Origin of the sequence: Echinicola shivajiensis (assembly GCF_018642165.1) — a bacterium.
Taxonomy (GTDB): Bacteria; Bacteroidota; Bacteroidia; order Cytophagales; family Cyclobacteriaceae; genus Echinicola; species Echinicola shivajiensis.
Map to the genome: position 1 here is coordinate 36,256 of NZ_JAHHZM010000019.1, position 17,035 is coordinate 53,290.

Genomic DNA, 17,035 nt, shown 5'->3' on the forward strand with positions numbered 1-17,035 from the left:
TTAACATTTACCAGAACCATTTAAAATAATTAGTTAATCTAAATTGTTTTGGATTTGTCCCTTAGGGGAGGTATAACAACAAAAATCCCTTTTCCATTCCCAACAAATCTCTAAATTATTTTGTTTAAAATTAGTCTACTAAAGAGAAAGAATGGAAATTTACAGCTTGCTAAAGTTAATTGACTATTTTAATCATGGAAATAAGAAGTACACCTATTCAGGATGTATACGAAATTTACCCAAAGGTTTTCAACGACGCCAGGGGTTATTTCTTGGAAACTTACAGGGAAGATATATTGGCCGAGAAAGGCATAAATACTAATTGGGTACAGGATAACCAATCTTTTTCAGTAGCAGGGACTGTTAGAGGCTTACATTTTCAGCATGCTCCTTCTGCGCAGGGCAAACTCGTAAGGGTGATAACAGGTAAGGTTTATGATGTAGCTGTAGATCTTAGAAAGGACTCCCCTACATTTGGGCAATACCATGGTGTGATCTTGGACAGTGCTCAGCACAATTTATTATATGTCCCAGAAGGTTTTGCCCATGGCTTTTCAGTTTTGGAAGATGCGGTGTTTTCTTATAAATGCTCCAATTTTTACAATAAAGAAAGTGAAGGAGGAATCATCTGGAACGATGAATCTTTGGATATTGACTGGATGGTAAGCTCTCCGATCATTTCTGAAAAGGACCTATTATTGCCCACTTTAGAAGAATTTAAACAACAAACTGGAGGAGGTTTGTAAATATGGGATTACTCGATTTATTCAAAAATAAGAAAACGGAACCTTTATCCTTGGATTGGATGGGAGTAGATATGCACTCACATCTTATCCCTGGAATTGACGATGGTTCCAAAACTTTGGATGAATCGGTTGCCTTGATCAAAAGGCTCAAAAATTTCGGCTTGAGAAAACTCATCACCACCCCACATGTGATGACGGAATTTTACAAAAACACCCCTGAAATCATCTCAGAAGGACTTGAAAAACTACAAGCCGCCTTAATTAAAGAAGGTATAGACATAGAGATTGAAGCAGCTGCTGAATATTACTTGGACGAGGTATTCATGGAGAAAATCAATAATGGAGAACCTCTTCTCACATTTGGTGATAATTATATCCTTCTAGAAACAGGATTCATCAATAAACCAAGAATGCTCCAAGAAACCCTTTTCGCCTTGGAAACCAAGGGCTACAAGCCCATATTTGCCCATCCAGAAAGATATCTCTATCTCCATCAAGACCACAAATTATTAGATTCATTGATAGACAAAGCTGTAACCTTCCAAATCAATTTACTTTCCCTCACTGGTTACTATTCCAAACCCGTCAAAGTACTTGCTGAGAAACTAATTGACAGAAATGCTGTTAAATTTGTTGGAACTGACTGTCACAATCACCGCTACTTGGACAGTTTAGAGGATTTGACCGCAAGCAAGTATTATGAAAAATTAAGAGCTTCAAAAATAGCCAATACCCAATTATGAAAATATTAATTACCGGCATCACAGGTCTTTTTGGCAGTTACCTTGCCAAAGAGTTTTTTGGAGAAGGTGAAATCCATGGATTAAAAAGGCCCGAAAGTAAAACGGATCAATTGGGACAATTGGCTAAAAAAATCATTTGGCATGATGGAGACATCAATGATTACCAGTCATTGGAGGAGGCATTTGAGGGGATGGACCTGATCATTCATTCCGCGGGCTTGGTATCGTTTGACAATAAAGACAAAGAAAAGCTGTTGAAAGTGAACCATGAAGGCACTACCAATGTGGTCAATGTGATGTTGAGCCAAGGTATCAAAAAGATCATACATGTAAGTTCAGTAGCCGCTATTGGAAGAAACCCTGAACAAAAGGTCATTGATGAAAACCATAAATGGATAGACTCTCCTTGGAACACCCCTTATTCCATTTCCAAGTATTTTGCGGAACTGGAAGTTTGGCGTGGAGTACAGGAAGGCCTAGAAGCCATAGTCCTCAACCCTTCCATTTTATTGGCCAAAATGAAGGAGAGAAGTAGCAGTACAGGGCTATATGATTACATCAATAAGCAAAGTTCTTTCTATCCCCTGGGAGACATCAATTATATAGATGTGCGAGATGCAGCCAAAATCAGCCTGCAGTTATTCCAAAAGGGACAATGGGGAGAGCGATTTATCCTAAACAATGAATCTCTAGCCTATCAGCGATTTTTCATGGAAATGGCTGAGGTAATGAACAAAAAGGCTCCTAATATCCCAATAAAAGATGCGATGATTCCTGTCGCAAGCCTGTTGAGCAAAATCTCGGGTTTATTTGGCAAAAAAAGTATCATCAACAGGCAAACAGGCCAATTGGCGCAGCAGCAAATAAAATTTGACAATACAAAAATCAAGTCAACATTAGATTTCCAGTTCTCTGAACTAAAAGACACCTTTAGATGGGCATTGAACGAAAAATAATTCAATTTCGTTAGATCGAATATTATCAAGTATTTAGATCAAAAAAGTCAAAAAATATTTTCATTGGCTATTTGTGCTACCAATTTAATTGGTATCTTAAATTTAAATTCAAAACGACGCGCATGACTGGAGATTTTGAACACGATAGGGAAGAAGAAAGAGCATTGGTAGAGCGGTTTGAGAACTCCCTAAAGGCTAATCTAGATCTCTTCTTTGATGAAGAGGAACTGGAAGACATTATCCGTTTCTATTTTGACACACAAAAATTCAAAAGGGCCCTTAAAGCCAGTCAAATTGCCCTGGAGAGATTTCCCTTTTCTTTGGAAATAAAATTACTTCACGGACAATGTCTGATCTTCAATGATGAGCTGGAAGAAGGACTGGAGATGCTGGAGAACCTCAACAACCTTTCACCCAATAATGAGGAAATCATTTTGGCGCTATCCAATGGCCTATTGCTCAACGGAAACATTAAAGAGGCTATTCAGATATTGGAGGACTTCCTACCAATGGCTGAAGACAAAGCAGAGGTACACTATTCACTGGGAAATTTTTACCGGGCCGAAAACAATAATGAAAAGGCCATCTACAACTATAAAGAAGCAGTAAAGCTGAAAATCAACCATGAGGATGCATTATTCCAATTGGCCATGATTACGGAGGAAGAAGGCTCATTTGATGAAATCCTACAGTTTTACCAAGACTTTATTGATCAGGATCCTTATAGCGCAGGCGCATGGTATAACCTTGGGGTAGTCTATAACCGCCTTGGCCGCTTCGAAGAAGCTATCAAGGCCTATGATTATGCCTTGATCATTGATGAGTCCTTTGCTTCCGCTTATTTCAATATGGGCAATGCCCTAATGAACACCAAGCAATATGAAAAAGCACTGGAGGCTTATCAAAACACCATCAACTGTGAGGGAGCCAATTCAGAGAATTGTTGTTATTTGGCAGCAGCCTATGAAAAACTGGACCAAATAGACCAGGCTTTCAAATATTTCAAGAAATCAGCCAAACTGGATCCTGAATATGATGATGCCTGGTTTGGGCTCGGCATGTGCATGCTCAAAAAGGACAAATATTTTGAGGCCATCCATTATTTCAAAAAGGCCCTGAAAATATCTGCTGTAAATGCCAATTATTGGGTAGGTCTGGCTGATGCTGAATATCACTTGGGCAACTTACAATCCAGTTCAGAAGCATATGAAGAAGCCATTAACCTAGAACCTGGGCTAATGGAAACCTATATTAACCTCTCCATCATTTATTTTGATCAAAACCGTTTCGAAGAAGCCATAGATGTCCTTAAGGAAGGAATGGACGAACTTCCCGAAGAATCGGAACTCTATTATCGACTAGTAGTTTATCTAATAAAAACAGGTAAATACAAAGAAGCCTTTTCATATTTAGAAAATGCATTAACTTTGGATTTTGAACGACATGAGCTGCTATATGAACTGATGCCTGAAGTAAAGCATCAGAAAGCCATATACAAGATCATCGCTCAATACAAAGAAGGATTATAAGCCGAATACTATTTACCTTAAAAATTAGAGAATGAATTACGTGCTGAAGAATGTGCCCGTACGTACAGAAAAACCACGAACGACAGGATACACAATGGCAATGGACAAAGGTCTTAGCCTAAGAGAAGCAGAAGATTTTATAGATTCCTGTGGAGATTATGTAGATATTGTGAAGCTTGGTTGGGCAACTTCTTATGTTACTAAAAACCTACCTCAAAAACTCCAGATATACAAAGATGCCGGTATCCCAGTTTACTTTGGAGGAACGCTTTTCGAAGCATTTGTAATCAGAGATCAGTTTGAGGACTATAGAAAGGTTTTGGACAAGTTTGACTTGGCATATGCAGAAGTTTCTGACGGATCCATCACTTTGGACCATGAAAAGAAATGTGAATACATCAATATTCTTTCTAAAGATGTAACGGTTCTTTCTGAGGTTGGTTCAAAAGATGCCGCAAAGATCATCCCTCCTTACAAGTGGATTGAACAAATGCAAAAAGAATTGGATGCAGGTGCCTGGAAAGTAATCGGTGAATCAAGGGAAGCAGGTAATGTAGGGCTATTCCGTGATTCCGGAGAGGTGAGACAAGGTTTGGTCGAAGAGATTCTTACCAAAATCCCTGAAGAAAAAATTCTTTGGGAAGCTCCTCAGAAGGCACAGCAAGTTTGGTTTATCAAACTTTTAGGCTCCAATGTCAACCTTGGTAATATTGCCCCTAACGAGGTAATTCCACTGGAAACAATTAGGCTAGGATTAAGAGGTGATACTTTTGACCATTTTCTAGACCTAGCAAACATATAAAAATCCTAAGCGACTGACCACCAACTCGGTCGCTTTAGTTTTTATTTTCCATGAAACATTTGAAAAACCATATTCTCACCTTCCTCAAAGGAATGGGAATGGGAGCAGCTGACATTGTCCCAGGTGTATCCGGTGGTACCATAGCCCTGATTACAGGAATCTATGAAACCCTGCTGGATAGCATTAAATCAGTGGATATGGTAGCCTTGCAGCTCTTGTCCAAACTCCAGATAAAAGCACTTTGGAAACACATCAACGGTTCCTTTCTAGCTGCCTTGTTACTGGGAATCTTTACCAGTATTTTCACCCTTTCCAAGCTCATTACTTTCCTAATGGAAGAGCAGCCTATCCCCTTATGGTCCTTTTTCTGTGGACTGATTACCATCAGCTCCATTATGATACTTAGGGATATCAAAAGGTGGAATTTTATGGTCTTTCTTGCCATTCCTCTAGGTGCAGCATTGGCCTATTGGATAACTGGATTAAACCCGGTAAGCTCACCAGAAGCAATGTACTTTACCTTCATTGCAGGAGCCATCGCTATTTGTGCCATGATTTTACCTGGCATCTCTGGAAGCTTCCTTTTATTAATTCTTGGGAAATATGAAGTGATTTTAGAAGCTGTAAATCAGAAAGATATAATTACTTTAGCTATATTTGCAGCCGGATGCATAGTCGGCCTATTATCTTTCTCAAGACTAATTTCTTGGTTGTTGAATAATTATCATTCACTGACCATCGCAGCGCTTTCTGGCTTTATGCTGGGATCGATCAATAAAATTTGGCCTTGGAAAGATATCCTGAGTTACAGAATATCCAGCAGTGGGGAGCAAAAACCCTTTATTACCGAAAATATTTGGCCACATCATTACCTTTCTGTGACAGGCAATGAACCTAAGTTCTTTATTGGCTTATTGGCATTTCTTTTCGGGATTATCTTAGTGATAGGGTTAGAGAGAACAGCATATTACTTAAAAGGAAAATGAGAAAATTCGGACTTATCGGTTATCCATTAAAGCATTCTTTTTCGAAGAAATATTTTACTGAAAAATTTGAAAAAGAAAACATCAGTGGCTGTCAGTACGAATTATACGAGTTGGACAGTATTGATAAATTTCCTGATTTAATCAATAACAACCCTGAACTGGAAGGGCTAAATGTAACTATTCCCTACAAAGAGCAGGTAATTCCTTTTTTGGACGAGCTCGACCCTAGTTGTAAAGCAATAGGTGCCGTAAATTGTATTAAAATTCAGGATGGTAAGCTTATCGGCTACAATACAGACTATATTGGCTTTAAGGAGTCGCTTGAAGTTTGGCTTGGAGACAGCAATGATATTCAAGGCTTGATCCTCGGAACAGGGGGAGCTTCCAAAGCGGTAAAACAAGCACTAAAAAGCCTAGAGATTCCCTATAAAATGGTCTCAAGAAGTGCCAATGAACAAAACGGCACGATCAGCTATCAGGACCTGATCAAGAATGAAAAACTTCTTCAGGAATACCATCTTATCATTAACACAACTCCACTGGGCACTTTTCCGAATACTGAGGAAATGCCTGCTATTCCTCTTAGTCAAATAGGCCGAGAGCATAAAATATACGATCTGGTATACAATCCAGAAAAAACCTTCCTAATGCGGTCTACCGAAGCCCGCAGTGCAACAGTGAAAAACGGACTGGAAATGCTCCACCTTCAGGCTGAAGCTGCCTGGAAAATCTGGAATTAAAAGATTCCACCTTATTTCACATTTCAAAAACCTACTATTCTAACCTATCCTTGTGCTTTTGCCTAAGGAAGAATTGCATCTATTTAATTAGCTATAATTCTTATTTGGACCAAAAGTCAAGACCTATGCGTTTGCCTGAAATTTCAGGAGTAGAGTTAGTACAAATCAAAACATAATTATTATGTATTGGAAAAAGTTATCACACGAGGAAGTAAAAAAAGCTGTATTTGATGCATTAGCAGAAAACCATGACTATAGGGGAGAAAACCCAGCCTTAGGTGTCCCAGGAACCTATTTGGACACTACAGAATTCTATCATGATGCGCCATTTCTTAAGGATGCCCCTTTTATGTCTGTCATGGTCAATAACCCTAATCACATCGGTATCCATACTCTGAGTGAAGAATCTGTTCTGGATATCTTCAAAGGAACTCAAAAAATAGAAAGGGAGCTGATCAACCTGGTTGCTGAGGAAATATTTGCCGGAAAAAAAGGGCAGCAAGATGGCTATGTAGCCACAGGGGGTACTGAGGCCAATATTCAGGCTATGTGGGTCTATAGAAACTATTTCAGGGATGAGTTCAATGCCAAAGCTGAAGAAATTGCAGTAGTTTACTCACAAGACTCCCATTACTCCATGCCTAAGGGAGCCAACTTATTGAACCTACACAATATTATCTTAGAAGTAAATGAGGAAACAAGGCAAATCAAGCAAGAATCCCTGGAAAATAAAATTGCAGAAGCTAAAGAGGCTGGTTACAAATACTTCATTGTAGTCGCTAACCTTTCTACGACCATGTTTGGCTCAGTGGATGATGTGGACCTTTTAGGAGATTTCTTTACAGCTGCAAACGTGCAGTTCAGAATTCATGTGGATGCAGCTTATGGAGGGTTCATTTACCCCTTCACTAATGAAGACAGCGCATTCACCTTCAAAAACCCCTATATTACATCTATCACCAGTGATGGACATAAAATGCTACAAACACCGTATGGTACAGGCCTCTTCCTCATTAGAAAGGGCTATATTCACCATGTTTGTACCCAAGAAGCACAATATATCCCTGGAAAAGACTACACCTTGAGCGGCTCCAGGTCTGGCGCAAATGCAGTATCAATGTGGATGATCCTAAAAATCCATGGTTCAGAAGGACTTAAATACAAAATGGCTTCTTTGTGCGACCGTGCTGAAAGAATTTGTAAAAAGCTGGAAAGAATGGGAGTGGAGCATTTCAGAAACCCTCACCTCAACATCATCACGATGAAAGCAGCATATATTTCCGATCGCATTGCCAAAAAATACAATCTAGTAGCAGACAGCTATGAATTTGGAGCAAAATGGTATAAGATCGTAGTGATGCACCACGTAAGACAAGGAGCTTTGGACAGCTTCCTTATGGACCTTGAAGGCGAGTTGGTAAGCAAAGCCTAACATTAAATTTCATTAAATGATTTAGCCCCTGGGAAACTTATTTTAGCAGTTTTCAAGGGGCTTTTTTTGTACATGCGTTCATTTCACTTTTTATTCATCTGAACTACAACAACTTATATATCATACCAGATTCACCCTCTTAATTTTGGTTAAAAAAATGGCAATCACAGAGATTATTATCTATCTTATTAGAGACTATTCACCACAAAACTTCGTCGCCTATGCCAAGAGCTAAAAAAACCGAGAACGACCGAAAAATCTTTGTTTTGGACACTTCGGTCATACTCTATGCCCACAATTCTATCATGAATTTCGCAGAGCACGATGTGGTTATCCCCATCACAGTTTTGGAGGAATTGGATCAGTTTAAAAAGGGCAATGATTCTAAAAATTTCGAGGCGCGAGAGTTTATTAGATTACTGGACAAATTGTCTAAAGACAATATGATCCACCACTGGACGCCACTCAACGGAAAAACCAAAGGATTCTTTAAGGTCATGATGACCTCCGATAAGCTTAAAGGAGAGCTAATCAATGCCAATAAGGTCTTTGGTGAGGAAAAAAATGACCATAAAATCCTCAATGCAGCCCTTGTGCTCAAACGTGAGGAAGATGGCAGAAAGGTCATTTTGGTGAGCAAGGATATCAACCTTCGATTAAAGGCCAAATCACTGGACATCCATGCTGAAGATTATGAAACGGGTAAGATCAAAAATGTCACCGAACTGGAAAATACCGGAAAAGCAGTCATTGAAGGTATTGATCCAGATGTAATCAACCAATTATATGACAGCCATACAGTAGAGGCCAAACTTGTACTCGGTACCCGAAAAAGGAAATCCAATACCTATTATATTTTGCGCAGCGATAAGAACTCTGTGCTGGCCTATTATAATGGGGATTCCAACACCATGGAACGGGTGGATAAAAAAATGGCCTATAATGTGAAGCCTAGAAATGCTGAGCAGACTTTTGCACTCCACGCGATAACCAATCCTAATATTAAACTGGTATCGGTACAAGGAGTAGCAGGTACAGGAAAAACCCTATTGGCGCTTGCTGGAGCCTTGGAACAACGTAGGGATTTCAAACAAATATTCCTGGCTAGACCTATTGTTCCCTTGAGCAATAAAGACATTGGTTATCTCCCAGGAGATATCAAATCAAAGCTCAATCCCTATATGGAACCGCTTTGGGACAATTTGAAATTCATTCAAAACCAATTCAAAGAATCCGACAAGGAATTTCAAAAAATCACTGAAATGGTCAACCAGGAAAAACTTGTAATTCAGCCATTGGCTTATATCAGGGGGCGCTCCCTTTCGAATATTTTCTTTATCGTGGACGAGGCCCAGAACCTCACACCGCATGAAATCAAAACCATCATCAGTAGGGCAGGGGAAAACACGAAAATTATATTTACTGGTGATGTGCACCAAATTGACACGCCTTATCTGGACAGTCAAAGTAACGGTTTGACTTACCTCATCGATAGGGTAAAGGACCACCCTTTATATGCCCATATCAAACTTGAAAAAGGAGAACGTTCGGAATTGGCAAATCTGGCCAATGAATTATTATAAATCTTAAAACGAAAAAGCCTCCATAAGGAGGCTTTTTCGTTTTTCAGAACGGATTTTTCATTAACTCTCAGTAATGGTGTTAAGCTTAGCCAAGAAGCTATTATAATACTGACGTCCCACCTGAACTACAGCTCCACTCTTAAGATTGATTTCTTTGGTACTAAAACTTTCTATTTGTCCCAACTGAACAATATAGGATTTCTGTACTCTTAAGAACAATTCGCTTGGAAGCTTATCTTCCATATCCTTCATGGACTTTCTAATGGTGTAGTTCTTATCCTTGGTAAAGATAGAAACCATATTTCCATTGGCCTCCACATAATAAATATCTTCGTAATTGACTCTTTCGTAGGCATTGTCAGACTTAATATAAACCGCATCTGTAACCAAATATGGGCTTTCTACCTTAGCCTTTGGAGCATCAGAATGTAAAGCATTGGTTCTTCGGTTATATAAAACAATCTCAACAATTGCGTGAATGTCATTGGTATTGAAAGGCTTTACAATAAATCCAGCTGGATGTATGCGCTTGGCCCTTTCAATTATGGATGGATCACTATATGAAGTAACATAGATGATGGGGGCATCAACCATTTGCTGAACGATCTCACCCAATTCGATTCCATCTTTATCTCCTTTCAATTTGATATCCATAAATACCAAATCAGGACGATACTTCTTGATTACTTTAATAGCTTGATTGGCAGAATTAGCAATGTCGATATTTACATATCCTAAAAGTTCGAGAATCTCCTCAATATTTTCTGCAATATCCGGATCATCCTCAACAACCAAAATTCTTTCTTCTTTCATATTCTATTAGCGGTTCCTTACCTGTAAATGTTATGTTCTTAATCCATTCTGGTTTCCGATCGTCCTCCAGAAATTCTTCCAAAACTGTTCTTGCGCAATGAAAATGTAAATATTAATCCACAAATACAATTCAATAACTGCATTTTTAAATCATAAACTCATCATATCCTTAAATCGGGCGGCCTGACGTCTACTCACTTCTATCCTGTCTCCTCCTTTAAGAGTCACCACTAGGCCTCCATTGAACCATGGCTCTATCCCTTCTACCCAACCTAAATTAATAATGTGCTTTCTGCTGGCCCTAAAAAAAGATTTCTCATCCAGCCTTTCATCCAGGGCATTGAGGGATTTGTGGATCATCGGCTTATTATTATCAAAATACACCTTGATATAATTTCCATCAGACTCAAATAATCGGACATTTTCTAGTTTTACAAACCAGCATCGATCACCATCCTTTACAAAAACCTGATCCTTAAGAGTTAATTTTGGCTCCTCACTTTCTACCGCCTTTTCACTTGTATTGTCGTTTCCGGAATCGGTCTGACTTTTCAGTTTAGCGATGGCCTCTGATAACCTTTCCGGCTCAATTGGTTTTAAAAGATAATCTAGCGCATTGACTTCGAAAGCCTTCAGGGCAAACTCATCATAAGCTGTGGTAAAAACTACTTTGGGAACAGCCTCTAATTCAGCCAATAAATCAAATCCTGTCTTCTCTGGCATCTGAATGTCCAAGAAAATTACATCGGGATTTAATTCCGCAATCTTTTCCTTGGCATCATCTACATTCATGGCCTCCCCAACTACTTCTACATCATTTATCCCTGAAAGCAAATTGATAAGTTCTTTCCTGGCCAGTCTTTCATCATCGATTACTAATGCGCGCATGGTTTTAAAAGTTTAATCTAATTTAATACTTTGTTTCGGAATTTTAATTTCTGTCAGCACAAACTCAGCATCAAAGTTTCTCATTTTAAAGCTGGCCTTGTTGCCATATATCAATCTAAGCCGCTGCATGGTATTGGAAACGCCATGGCCACTACCGTCATTCTTCCTACCAACACCCCCCTTTAATTGTCCGCTGTTCTTAACTAAGAGATAGAGGTCCCCAGCAAGGCCTATAGAACATTTGATTTCTATTAAACCGCCCTTCATACGGTTTGAAATTCCATGTTTGATAGCATTTTCAACAATGGTTTGCAACATCATAGGAGGGATCTTATAATGATAGGCATTCTCTTCTATATCAAAACTTACCTTAAGCCGCTCTTCAAACCTGATCGTTTCCAGATCCAGATAATCCCGTACAATCTTAATTTCATCTCCGAAATCAATGGTTCTTTTCTTGTCCATGATCAGAGAGTAACGTAAAATATTACTGAGCTGGGTAATGGCCTCCTTTGATTTTGGAGGATTTTCATCTACAAGAGCTCTCACACTGTTTAAGGCATTGAAGATAAAATGTGGATTCAGCTGACTTCTCAGTTGATTGAGTTTAATTTCATTGATTTTAGCTTGGTACTTAAGGGTGGTATTATAATTCTCCAAAAAGTGGTATAGAAAATACATCATCGTCCACAGCGTATAATACAGGAAGCTGATGAACATATTTACCAGTAATACTATCGGCTTTAGGTCCTCATGTACCCTTAAAATCCCAAATATCCAGTTAATCAGAATAGTGGCGATGACATTGGCAAAGCTCAACGCCAGCAAAAACACCAACGCATTCGACATCAACTTGCTGAAGCTAAAATCGAACCACTTTTTGGTAATGATGATATGCCTGAAATAGTGGGTAGAGACCAAATAAAAAGCACCTAAAGAAAGGTAGGCCCCTATCTGCACAGAAGTGATGCCCCTAATCAAAGAGACAAAAAAGAGGTTGATCACTGCAAAGCAAGACCAACCCAATATTTGCAATATCCAATATAAACGACTTCTATCCATGCTTTCCCAAATATAAGGAAGTATTGGGATGTCAGAAGGTATTTTTTATCAATGGATCAAGCATTGGCTAAAAGGGAAATCACCTGTTTTGACCAATTAGCCTAACCCTTACTCCAATTCCATCTTTAGGAATTTGGCCGTATAACTTGAAGGGTGCTCTGCCACTAGCTCGGGAGTCCCTTGGATAACGATCTCACCTCCTTTATTTCCTCCTTCGGGCCCAAGGTCAATAATATGATCAGCCACCTTGATCACATCCAGGTTATGTTCAATGATCAATACTGTATTGCCTTTCTCCACCAACCTGTTCAAAACCTCCAAAAGATGCTCTATATCTTGGAAATGCAAACCAGTGGTAGGCTCATCCAGTATATAGAATGTTTTCCCCGTATCCTTTTTAGAAAGTTCAGTAGCGAGTTTCACCCGTTGCGCTTCACCACCAGATAGGGTAGTGGCATGTTGCCCCAGGGTAATATATCCCAAGCCAACATCATTCAAGGTCTGGATTTTTCGCAGAATCTTAGGCTGTTTATCAAAAAACTCCACTGCCTGCTCAACTGTCATATCCAGCACATCTGAAATTGATTTTCCCTTGAAGCGGACTTCCAGGGTTTCACGATTATAACGTTTGCCTTTGCAGGTTTCACATGGAATATGTACATCTGGCAAGAAATCCATTTCAATCAATTTCATACCTGCTCCTTCACAATCTTCACAGCGTCCACCTTTCACATTGAAGCTAAACCTACCTGGTTTATACCCCCTAATTTTCGCTTCCGGCAATTCAGTAAACAATGCCCTGATGTCTGTAAAGACACCGGTATAGGTAGCTGGATTGGACCTTGGTGTCCTTCCAATAGGCGATTGGTCCACTTCAATTACCTTATCCAGATGTTCCAAACCTTCAATACTTCCATAAGAAAGGGGTTCTTTTCTGGAACGATAAAAATGCTGGTTCAAAAGTGGAAAGAGGGTTTCATGGATCAATGAACTTTTTCCACTTCCAGATACTCCTGTCACACAGATCATACTGCCCAAAGGCAAGGTCAGGTCAACATTTTTCAGGTTATTACCTGTAGCCTTGCTCAGCTTAAGTATTTTCCCATTGCCCTTTCTTCGCTCTTTTGGCACCTCTATGCTCATATCCCCATTTAAATACCTCGCGGTAAGGCTTTTCTGCTGGAGAAATTCTGAAGGACTTCCTTCGGCAACAATATGACCTCCATGCCTTCCCGCTCCTGGGCCGATATCCACCACATAATCGGCATCCATCATCATATCCTTATCGTGCTCGACCACCAAAACAGAATTGCCAAGATCTCTAAGATCTTGAAGCGCCTTGATCAATTTAACATTATCTCTTTGGTGCAAACCAATACTTGGTTCATCCAGAATATACAATACCCCAACCAATTGTGTTCCTATCTGAGTAGCCAGTCGGATACGCTGTGCCTCTCCACCAGAAAGGGTCCTTAACGGACGGTTGAGGGAAAGATAATCCAAGCCTATATCCAATAAGAAACCAATACGCTTGCGAATTTCCTTGAGTACCTCTGTTCCTATTATTTTCTGTTTTTCAGTCAGCTTTTCCTCTATATTATCAAACCAGTCTCCCAACTGCTGAATATCCATCATGGCCAGCTGTCCAATATGCTTGCCCGCTATCAAAAAATGTAAAGCTTCCTTTTTCAACCTGTAGCCTTCGCAATCCGGACAAACCCTGGTGGTAGTAAAATCACTCACCCATTTTTGGATTTTGTCTGAACCGCCTTCTTGCTGCTTTTCAAGAAAGTTAACTATCCCTTCAAAGGTGGTATTCCATTTTGTACCAGGATATTTTACAGAATCCACTTCTACTTCCATTTTATCTCCATATAGGAGTACTTCTAATACTTCCTCTTTTAGGTCTTTAATGGGAGTGGAAAGACTGGACTTATAATGTTTTAAGATCGCATCTATCTTTTTGAAAATCCAGATATCCCTGTACTCCCCCAAGGGAGCGATCCCTCCACGGGATATACTTAGATTGCGATCTGGAATTATATTCTCAGGAGTGATTTCATCTATTTTACCCAAACCATTACAAGTAGGACAAGCGCCATAGGGACTGTTAAAAGAAAATGAGTTGGGTGCTGGCTCATCATAGGATAGGCCTGTAGTCGGGTCCATCAAGTATTTGGAGAAGTGGTGTATTTCACCATCCTCATCACGCAACATGATGATCCCTTTTCCATGCTGAAGGGCTGTTTTCAATGATTGGGTAATGCGGTAACGGTCGTCCTCTTCCGCCACAACCCTATCCACCACAATTTCAATATCATGGATTTTATAACGGTCTACCTGCATCTTCGGTACCATTTCCATCACCACACCATCTACCCGGACTTTGGAAAATCCCATTTTACGGATCTGCTCGAAAAGCTCCCTGTAATGCCCTTTACGCCCCTTTACAACTGGAGCAAGGATATATAGTTTTTTGCCCTCAAAGTGCGTCAGGATTTGATCGATTATCTGGTCTTCCGTCTGCCTGATCATTTTCTTCCCTGAAAGGTAAGAATAAGCCTCTCCAGAGCGGGCATAAAGCAGACGCATGAAATCATAAATTTCAGTTACTGTCCCTACAGTTGATCTAGGATTTTTACTGGTCGTCTTTTGCTCAATGGATATCACCGGGGAAAGCCCATTGATCTTATCCACATCTGGCCGCTCCATACCTCCCAAAAAAGAACGAGCATAGGCCGAAAAGCTTTCCATATACCTTCTCTGGCCTTCTGCATAAATGGTGTCAAAAGCCAAGGAACTCTTACCACTGCCACTAAGCCCGGTAATGACCACCAATTTGTTCCTAGGAATGGATAAATCTATGTTTTTGAGATTATGCTCCCTTGCACCATAAATCTCTATTTTCTCTTCTACTGCTGCTACTGTATTGGCCATGAATGGATCAGGACTTTTTTGATGATATTACAATTTGACAAAAATATGGATTATTAACGGAATACCCTTGCCATCTTTTTAAACCCTTGGAAAACAAAATAAGTTTTCCGGATTATTGGGCTATTCTTTCCGTTCAGCATTTTTTCTCATTTTCTTTTCGTCCTGACCTGTAAGGGTTGATTGCATTCCGCTCAAAACAAGCTTCCACCAATAATTAAAAATGAACTTGCTCTGATCCCGCTTAAAGTAAACATCACCTTTTTTCAGCTGGCCTTTCTTATTCGGATTGTCAGAGGGGATAACCAATTTGTTTGTTAAAAAAGAACCGATTTTTTGAAAAATATTCTGTGGCTTACCAAATGATTTACCCCGTATATCAATCGCCAAATCATGGTATTTCATCACCACTTCCCCATAACCTTCTATGTCATCCCCTTTAATATTAAAAGCCAAATCATCAATGATCCCCGTTCTGGCTTCTACTTGAGTGGCTGGGCGAAGCATGGCATTCATAGCAGGAGCTTCTAAGTTCCTGACATTGCCCTTCATCGTAAATCCTCCTGTGCTATCCTGTAGATAATAAACTACATTGAGATCTACTTCCCCTTTGTCCATAATTCTAGCATCTGCCCTCAATGTCATCTCATTATGCATTTCAAGCATTTCAGGGATATTGGTGATGTTGATTATTTCCGCATTGATTTGGTTAAAAAACATCTTTCCAGCTATCGGATATTCATTATCGGGACGCTCTATATATTCCACATGGCCATTTTCTAATTGGACCATATCCACATGGACAGGCTTAGGAATTCCCCCTATGATTTTTTGGATCATTTTAGGACGCTTCAAGGTATTATCAGGCTTCCTTTTATCCCTAAACACCACTATCCGCCAATCCTTAGCAAATAATTTCTCTGACTCTATGATCCCCTTTCTAAAAAAAGCATCATAATTCATGTTTTTCATTTCCAGTCCTGCCTGCTCTATTTCTACCCAATCGGTCTCTTTATCAAATTCCTGTATATACTCATATTTGGGCAGCTTATTATCCAGACTTACATTCTCTATGGAAAGACTTCGCTCTTTCATACTGAACATTAAGTTTTCAGCATTTAGTTGATTCCTGTACTTATTGAAATGAATGGAAGAATGAACAATTTTTCCTTCAATGTCTTCCACATCAAACAGCGCATCAGGCTCTGACAAATCTTTACTGGTCAAGGTGAATTTCTGCGCTGTCACGGTCAGCCCATCAATCTCAAACCTAGTGGAATCGGTGTCCACATCTTTATTTTCAATAGAAAAATCACTCAACTGCACATTGTTCACACTAATGGCTTGATAATCTTTCCCCTTTTTTCGACTAATTCCTTGCTTGCTTTTAAGATTCAAAGAATCCAATGAAGGAGAAAGGGACTGTATTTTTACCTTCCTAAGCTCCGCCGAATCCAATATTACGGTATTGTTTAAAAGTAGGTCCTTCCATCTCAAGCCCGACAATAATATCCTATCTGCAAGCAACTGTATCTTGACCCTGCTTTCTGAAAAATTTTCATCAGGATAAATCGCCACGGAATCCAACTCCAAGAAGGTCCCACGGTAATCATAATCCAGTTTTACTTTCCCAAAACGTACTTTATGGCCACTAAAATCATTGGTCCTAGTGATCAAATCACCAACAATTTCATCTGCATGGCTATTCAGATACAGGTTCACAAAAAAAGGAATGCCCCGTAGGACAAACACAACTAATAATCCGGCAATACCCAGAAAAATCAATAATCTTTTGAACTTCATTGGGATACAAGTCTAATC

The 17,035-nt window shown here is 39.5% G+C and carries 14 protein-coding genes; 9 read left to right on the forward strand and 5 right to left on the reverse strand.

From position 1 onward, the window contains the following. Positions 1-194: 194 nt before the first annotated feature. From rfbC to KMW37_RS20410, 9 genes are all read left to right on the forward strand, one after another. On the forward strand, positions 195-746 hold the full coding sequence (rfbC, locus tag KMW37_RS20370; RefSeq protein ID WP_215226488.1) for a dTDP-4-dehydrorhamnose 3,5-epimerase: 552 nt from the start codon (positions 195-197) through the stop codon (positions 744-746). 2 nt (positions 747-748) lie between these two features. Next, a complete protein-coding gene (locus KMW37_RS20375; RefSeq protein WP_215226489.1) occupies positions 749-1,489 on the forward strand; it encodes a tyrosine-protein phosphatase in 741 nt (246 codons plus the stop codon). Then, the gene (locus KMW37_RS20380; protein WP_215226490.1) at positions 1,486-2,445 is read left to right on the forward strand and encodes an SDR family NAD(P)-dependent oxidoreductase; all 960 of its coding nucleotides are present in this window, start codon (positions 1,486-1,488) and stop codon (positions 2,443-2,445) included. The genes KMW37_RS20375 and KMW37_RS20380 overlap by 4 nt, the downstream gene beginning before the upstream one ends. 122 nt (positions 2,446-2,567) lie before the next feature. Then, positions 2,568-3,974, forward strand: coding sequence for a tetratricopeptide repeat protein (locus KMW37_RS20385; protein WP_215226491.1), 1,407 nt, complete (start codon positions 2,568-2,570; stop codon positions 3,972-3,974). A 31-nt stretch (positions 3,975-4,005) separates the two neighbouring features. Then, positions 4,006-4,776: a phosphosulfolactate synthase gene (locus KMW37_RS20390; RefSeq protein ID WP_215226492.1), complete on the forward strand. Its 771-nt coding sequence runs from the start codon at positions 4,006-4,008 to the stop codon at positions 4,774-4,776. 50 nt (positions 4,777-4,826) lie between these two features. Beyond that, positions 4,827-5,762, forward strand: a complete 936-nt coding sequence (locus KMW37_RS20395) for a DUF368 domain-containing protein (protein ID WP_215226493.1) — start codon at positions 4,827-4,829, stop codon at positions 5,760-5,762. Beyond that, the gene (locus KMW37_RS20400) at positions 5,759-6,502 is read left to right on the forward strand and encodes a shikimate dehydrogenase family protein (RefSeq protein WP_215226494.1); all 744 of its coding nucleotides are present in this window, start codon (positions 5,759-5,761) and stop codon (positions 6,500-6,502) included. Before KMW37_RS20395 ends, KMW37_RS20400 begins: the two co-directional genes overlap by 4 nt. 181 nt (positions 6,503-6,683) lie before the next feature. After that, on the forward strand, positions 6,684-7,934 hold the full coding sequence (locus KMW37_RS20405) for a pyridoxal phosphate-dependent decarboxylase family protein (protein ID WP_215226495.1): 1,251 nt from the start codon (positions 6,684-6,686) through the stop codon (positions 7,932-7,934). A gap of 221 nt (positions 7,935-8,155) precedes the next feature. Then, positions 8,156-9,517: a PhoH family protein gene (locus KMW37_RS20410; protein WP_215226496.1), complete on the forward strand. Its 1,362-nt coding sequence runs from the start codon at positions 8,156-8,158 to the stop codon at positions 9,515-9,517. A gap of 60 nt (positions 9,518-9,577) precedes the next feature. On the opposite strand, the gene KMW37_RS20415 is transcribed toward KMW37_RS20410, so the two are convergent. From KMW37_RS20415 to KMW37_RS20435, 5 genes are all read right to left on the reverse strand, one after another. Further along, positions 9,578-10,330: a LytR/AlgR family response regulator transcription factor gene (locus tag KMW37_RS20415; protein WP_215226497.1), complete on the reverse strand. Its 753-nt coding sequence runs from the start codon at positions 10,328-10,330 to the stop codon at positions 9,578-9,580. A gap of 150 nt (positions 10,331-10,480) precedes the next feature. Continuing rightward, positions 10,481-11,218, reverse strand: coding sequence for a LytR/AlgR family response regulator transcription factor (locus tag KMW37_RS20420; RefSeq protein WP_215226498.1), 738 nt, complete (start codon positions 11,216-11,218; stop codon positions 10,481-10,483). Positions 11,219-11,230: 12 nt separating this feature from the next. Then, positions 11,231-12,280, reverse strand: a complete 1,050-nt coding sequence (locus KMW37_RS20425) for a sensor histidine kinase (protein WP_215226499.1) — start codon at positions 12,278-12,280, stop codon at positions 11,231-11,233. A gap of 108 nt (positions 12,281-12,388) precedes the next feature. After that, on the reverse strand, positions 12,389-15,217 hold the full coding sequence (uvrA, locus tag KMW37_RS20430; RefSeq protein WP_215226500.1) for an excinuclease ABC subunit UvrA: 2,829 nt from the start codon (positions 15,215-15,217) through the stop codon (positions 12,389-12,391). A gap of 120 nt (positions 15,218-15,337) precedes the next feature. After that, positions 15,338-17,017 carry an AsmA family protein gene (locus tag KMW37_RS20435; RefSeq protein ID WP_215226501.1) on the reverse strand — a complete coding sequence of 560 codons (1,680 nt, stop codon included), beginning with the start codon at positions 17,015-17,017 and terminating at the stop codon, positions 15,338-15,340. Between the last annotated feature and the right edge of the window lie 18 nt (positions 17,018-17,035).

Coding starts and splice junctions, on each gene's coding strand:
- rfbC (WP_215226488.1), top strand. CDS start 195: ATGGAAATAAGAAGTACACCTATTCAGGATGTATACGAAATTTACCCA.
- KMW37_RS20375 (WP_215226489.1), top strand. CDS start 749: ATGGGATTACTCGATTTATTCAAAAATAAGAAAACGGAACCTTTATCC.
- KMW37_RS20380 (WP_215226490.1), top strand. CDS start 1,486: ATGAAAATATTAATTACCGGCATCACAGGTCTTTTTGGCAGTTACCTT.
- KMW37_RS20385 (WP_215226491.1), top strand. CDS start 2,568: ATGACTGGAGATTTTGAACACGATAGGGAAGAAGAAAGAGCATTGGTA.
- KMW37_RS20390 (WP_215226492.1), top strand. CDS start 4,006: ATGAATTACGTGCTGAAGAATGTGCCCGTACGTACAGAAAAACCACGA.
- KMW37_RS20395 (WP_215226493.1), top strand. CDS start 4,827: ATGAAACATTTGAAAAACCATATTCTCACCTTCCTCAAAGGAATGGGA.
- KMW37_RS20400 (WP_215226494.1), top strand. CDS start 5,759: ATGAGAAAATTCGGACTTATCGGTTATCCATTAAAGCATTCTTTTTCG.
- KMW37_RS20405 (WP_215226495.1), top strand. CDS start 6,684: ATGTATTGGAAAAAGTTATCACACGAGGAAGTAAAAAAAGCTGTATTT.
- KMW37_RS20410 (WP_215226496.1), top strand. CDS start 8,156: ATGCCAAGAGCTAAAAAAACCGAGAACGACCGAAAAATCTTTGTTTTG.
- KMW37_RS20415 (WP_215226497.1), bottom strand. CDS start 10,330: ATGAAAGAAGAAAGAATTTTGGTTGTTGAGGATGATCCGGATATTGCA.
- KMW37_RS20420 (WP_215226498.1), bottom strand. CDS start 11,218: ATGCGCGCATTAGTAATCGATGATGAAAGACTGGCCAGGAAAGAACTT.
- KMW37_RS20425 (WP_215226499.1), bottom strand. CDS start 12,280: ATGGATAGAAGTCGTTTATATTGGATATTGCAAATATTGGGTTGGTCT.
- uvrA (WP_215226500.1), bottom strand. CDS start 15,217: ATGGCCAATACAGTAGCAGCAGTAGAAGAGAAAATAGAGATTTATGGT.
- KMW37_RS20435 (WP_215226501.1), bottom strand. CDS start 17,017: ATGAAGTTCAAAAGATTATTGATTTTTCTGGGTATTGCCGGATTATTA.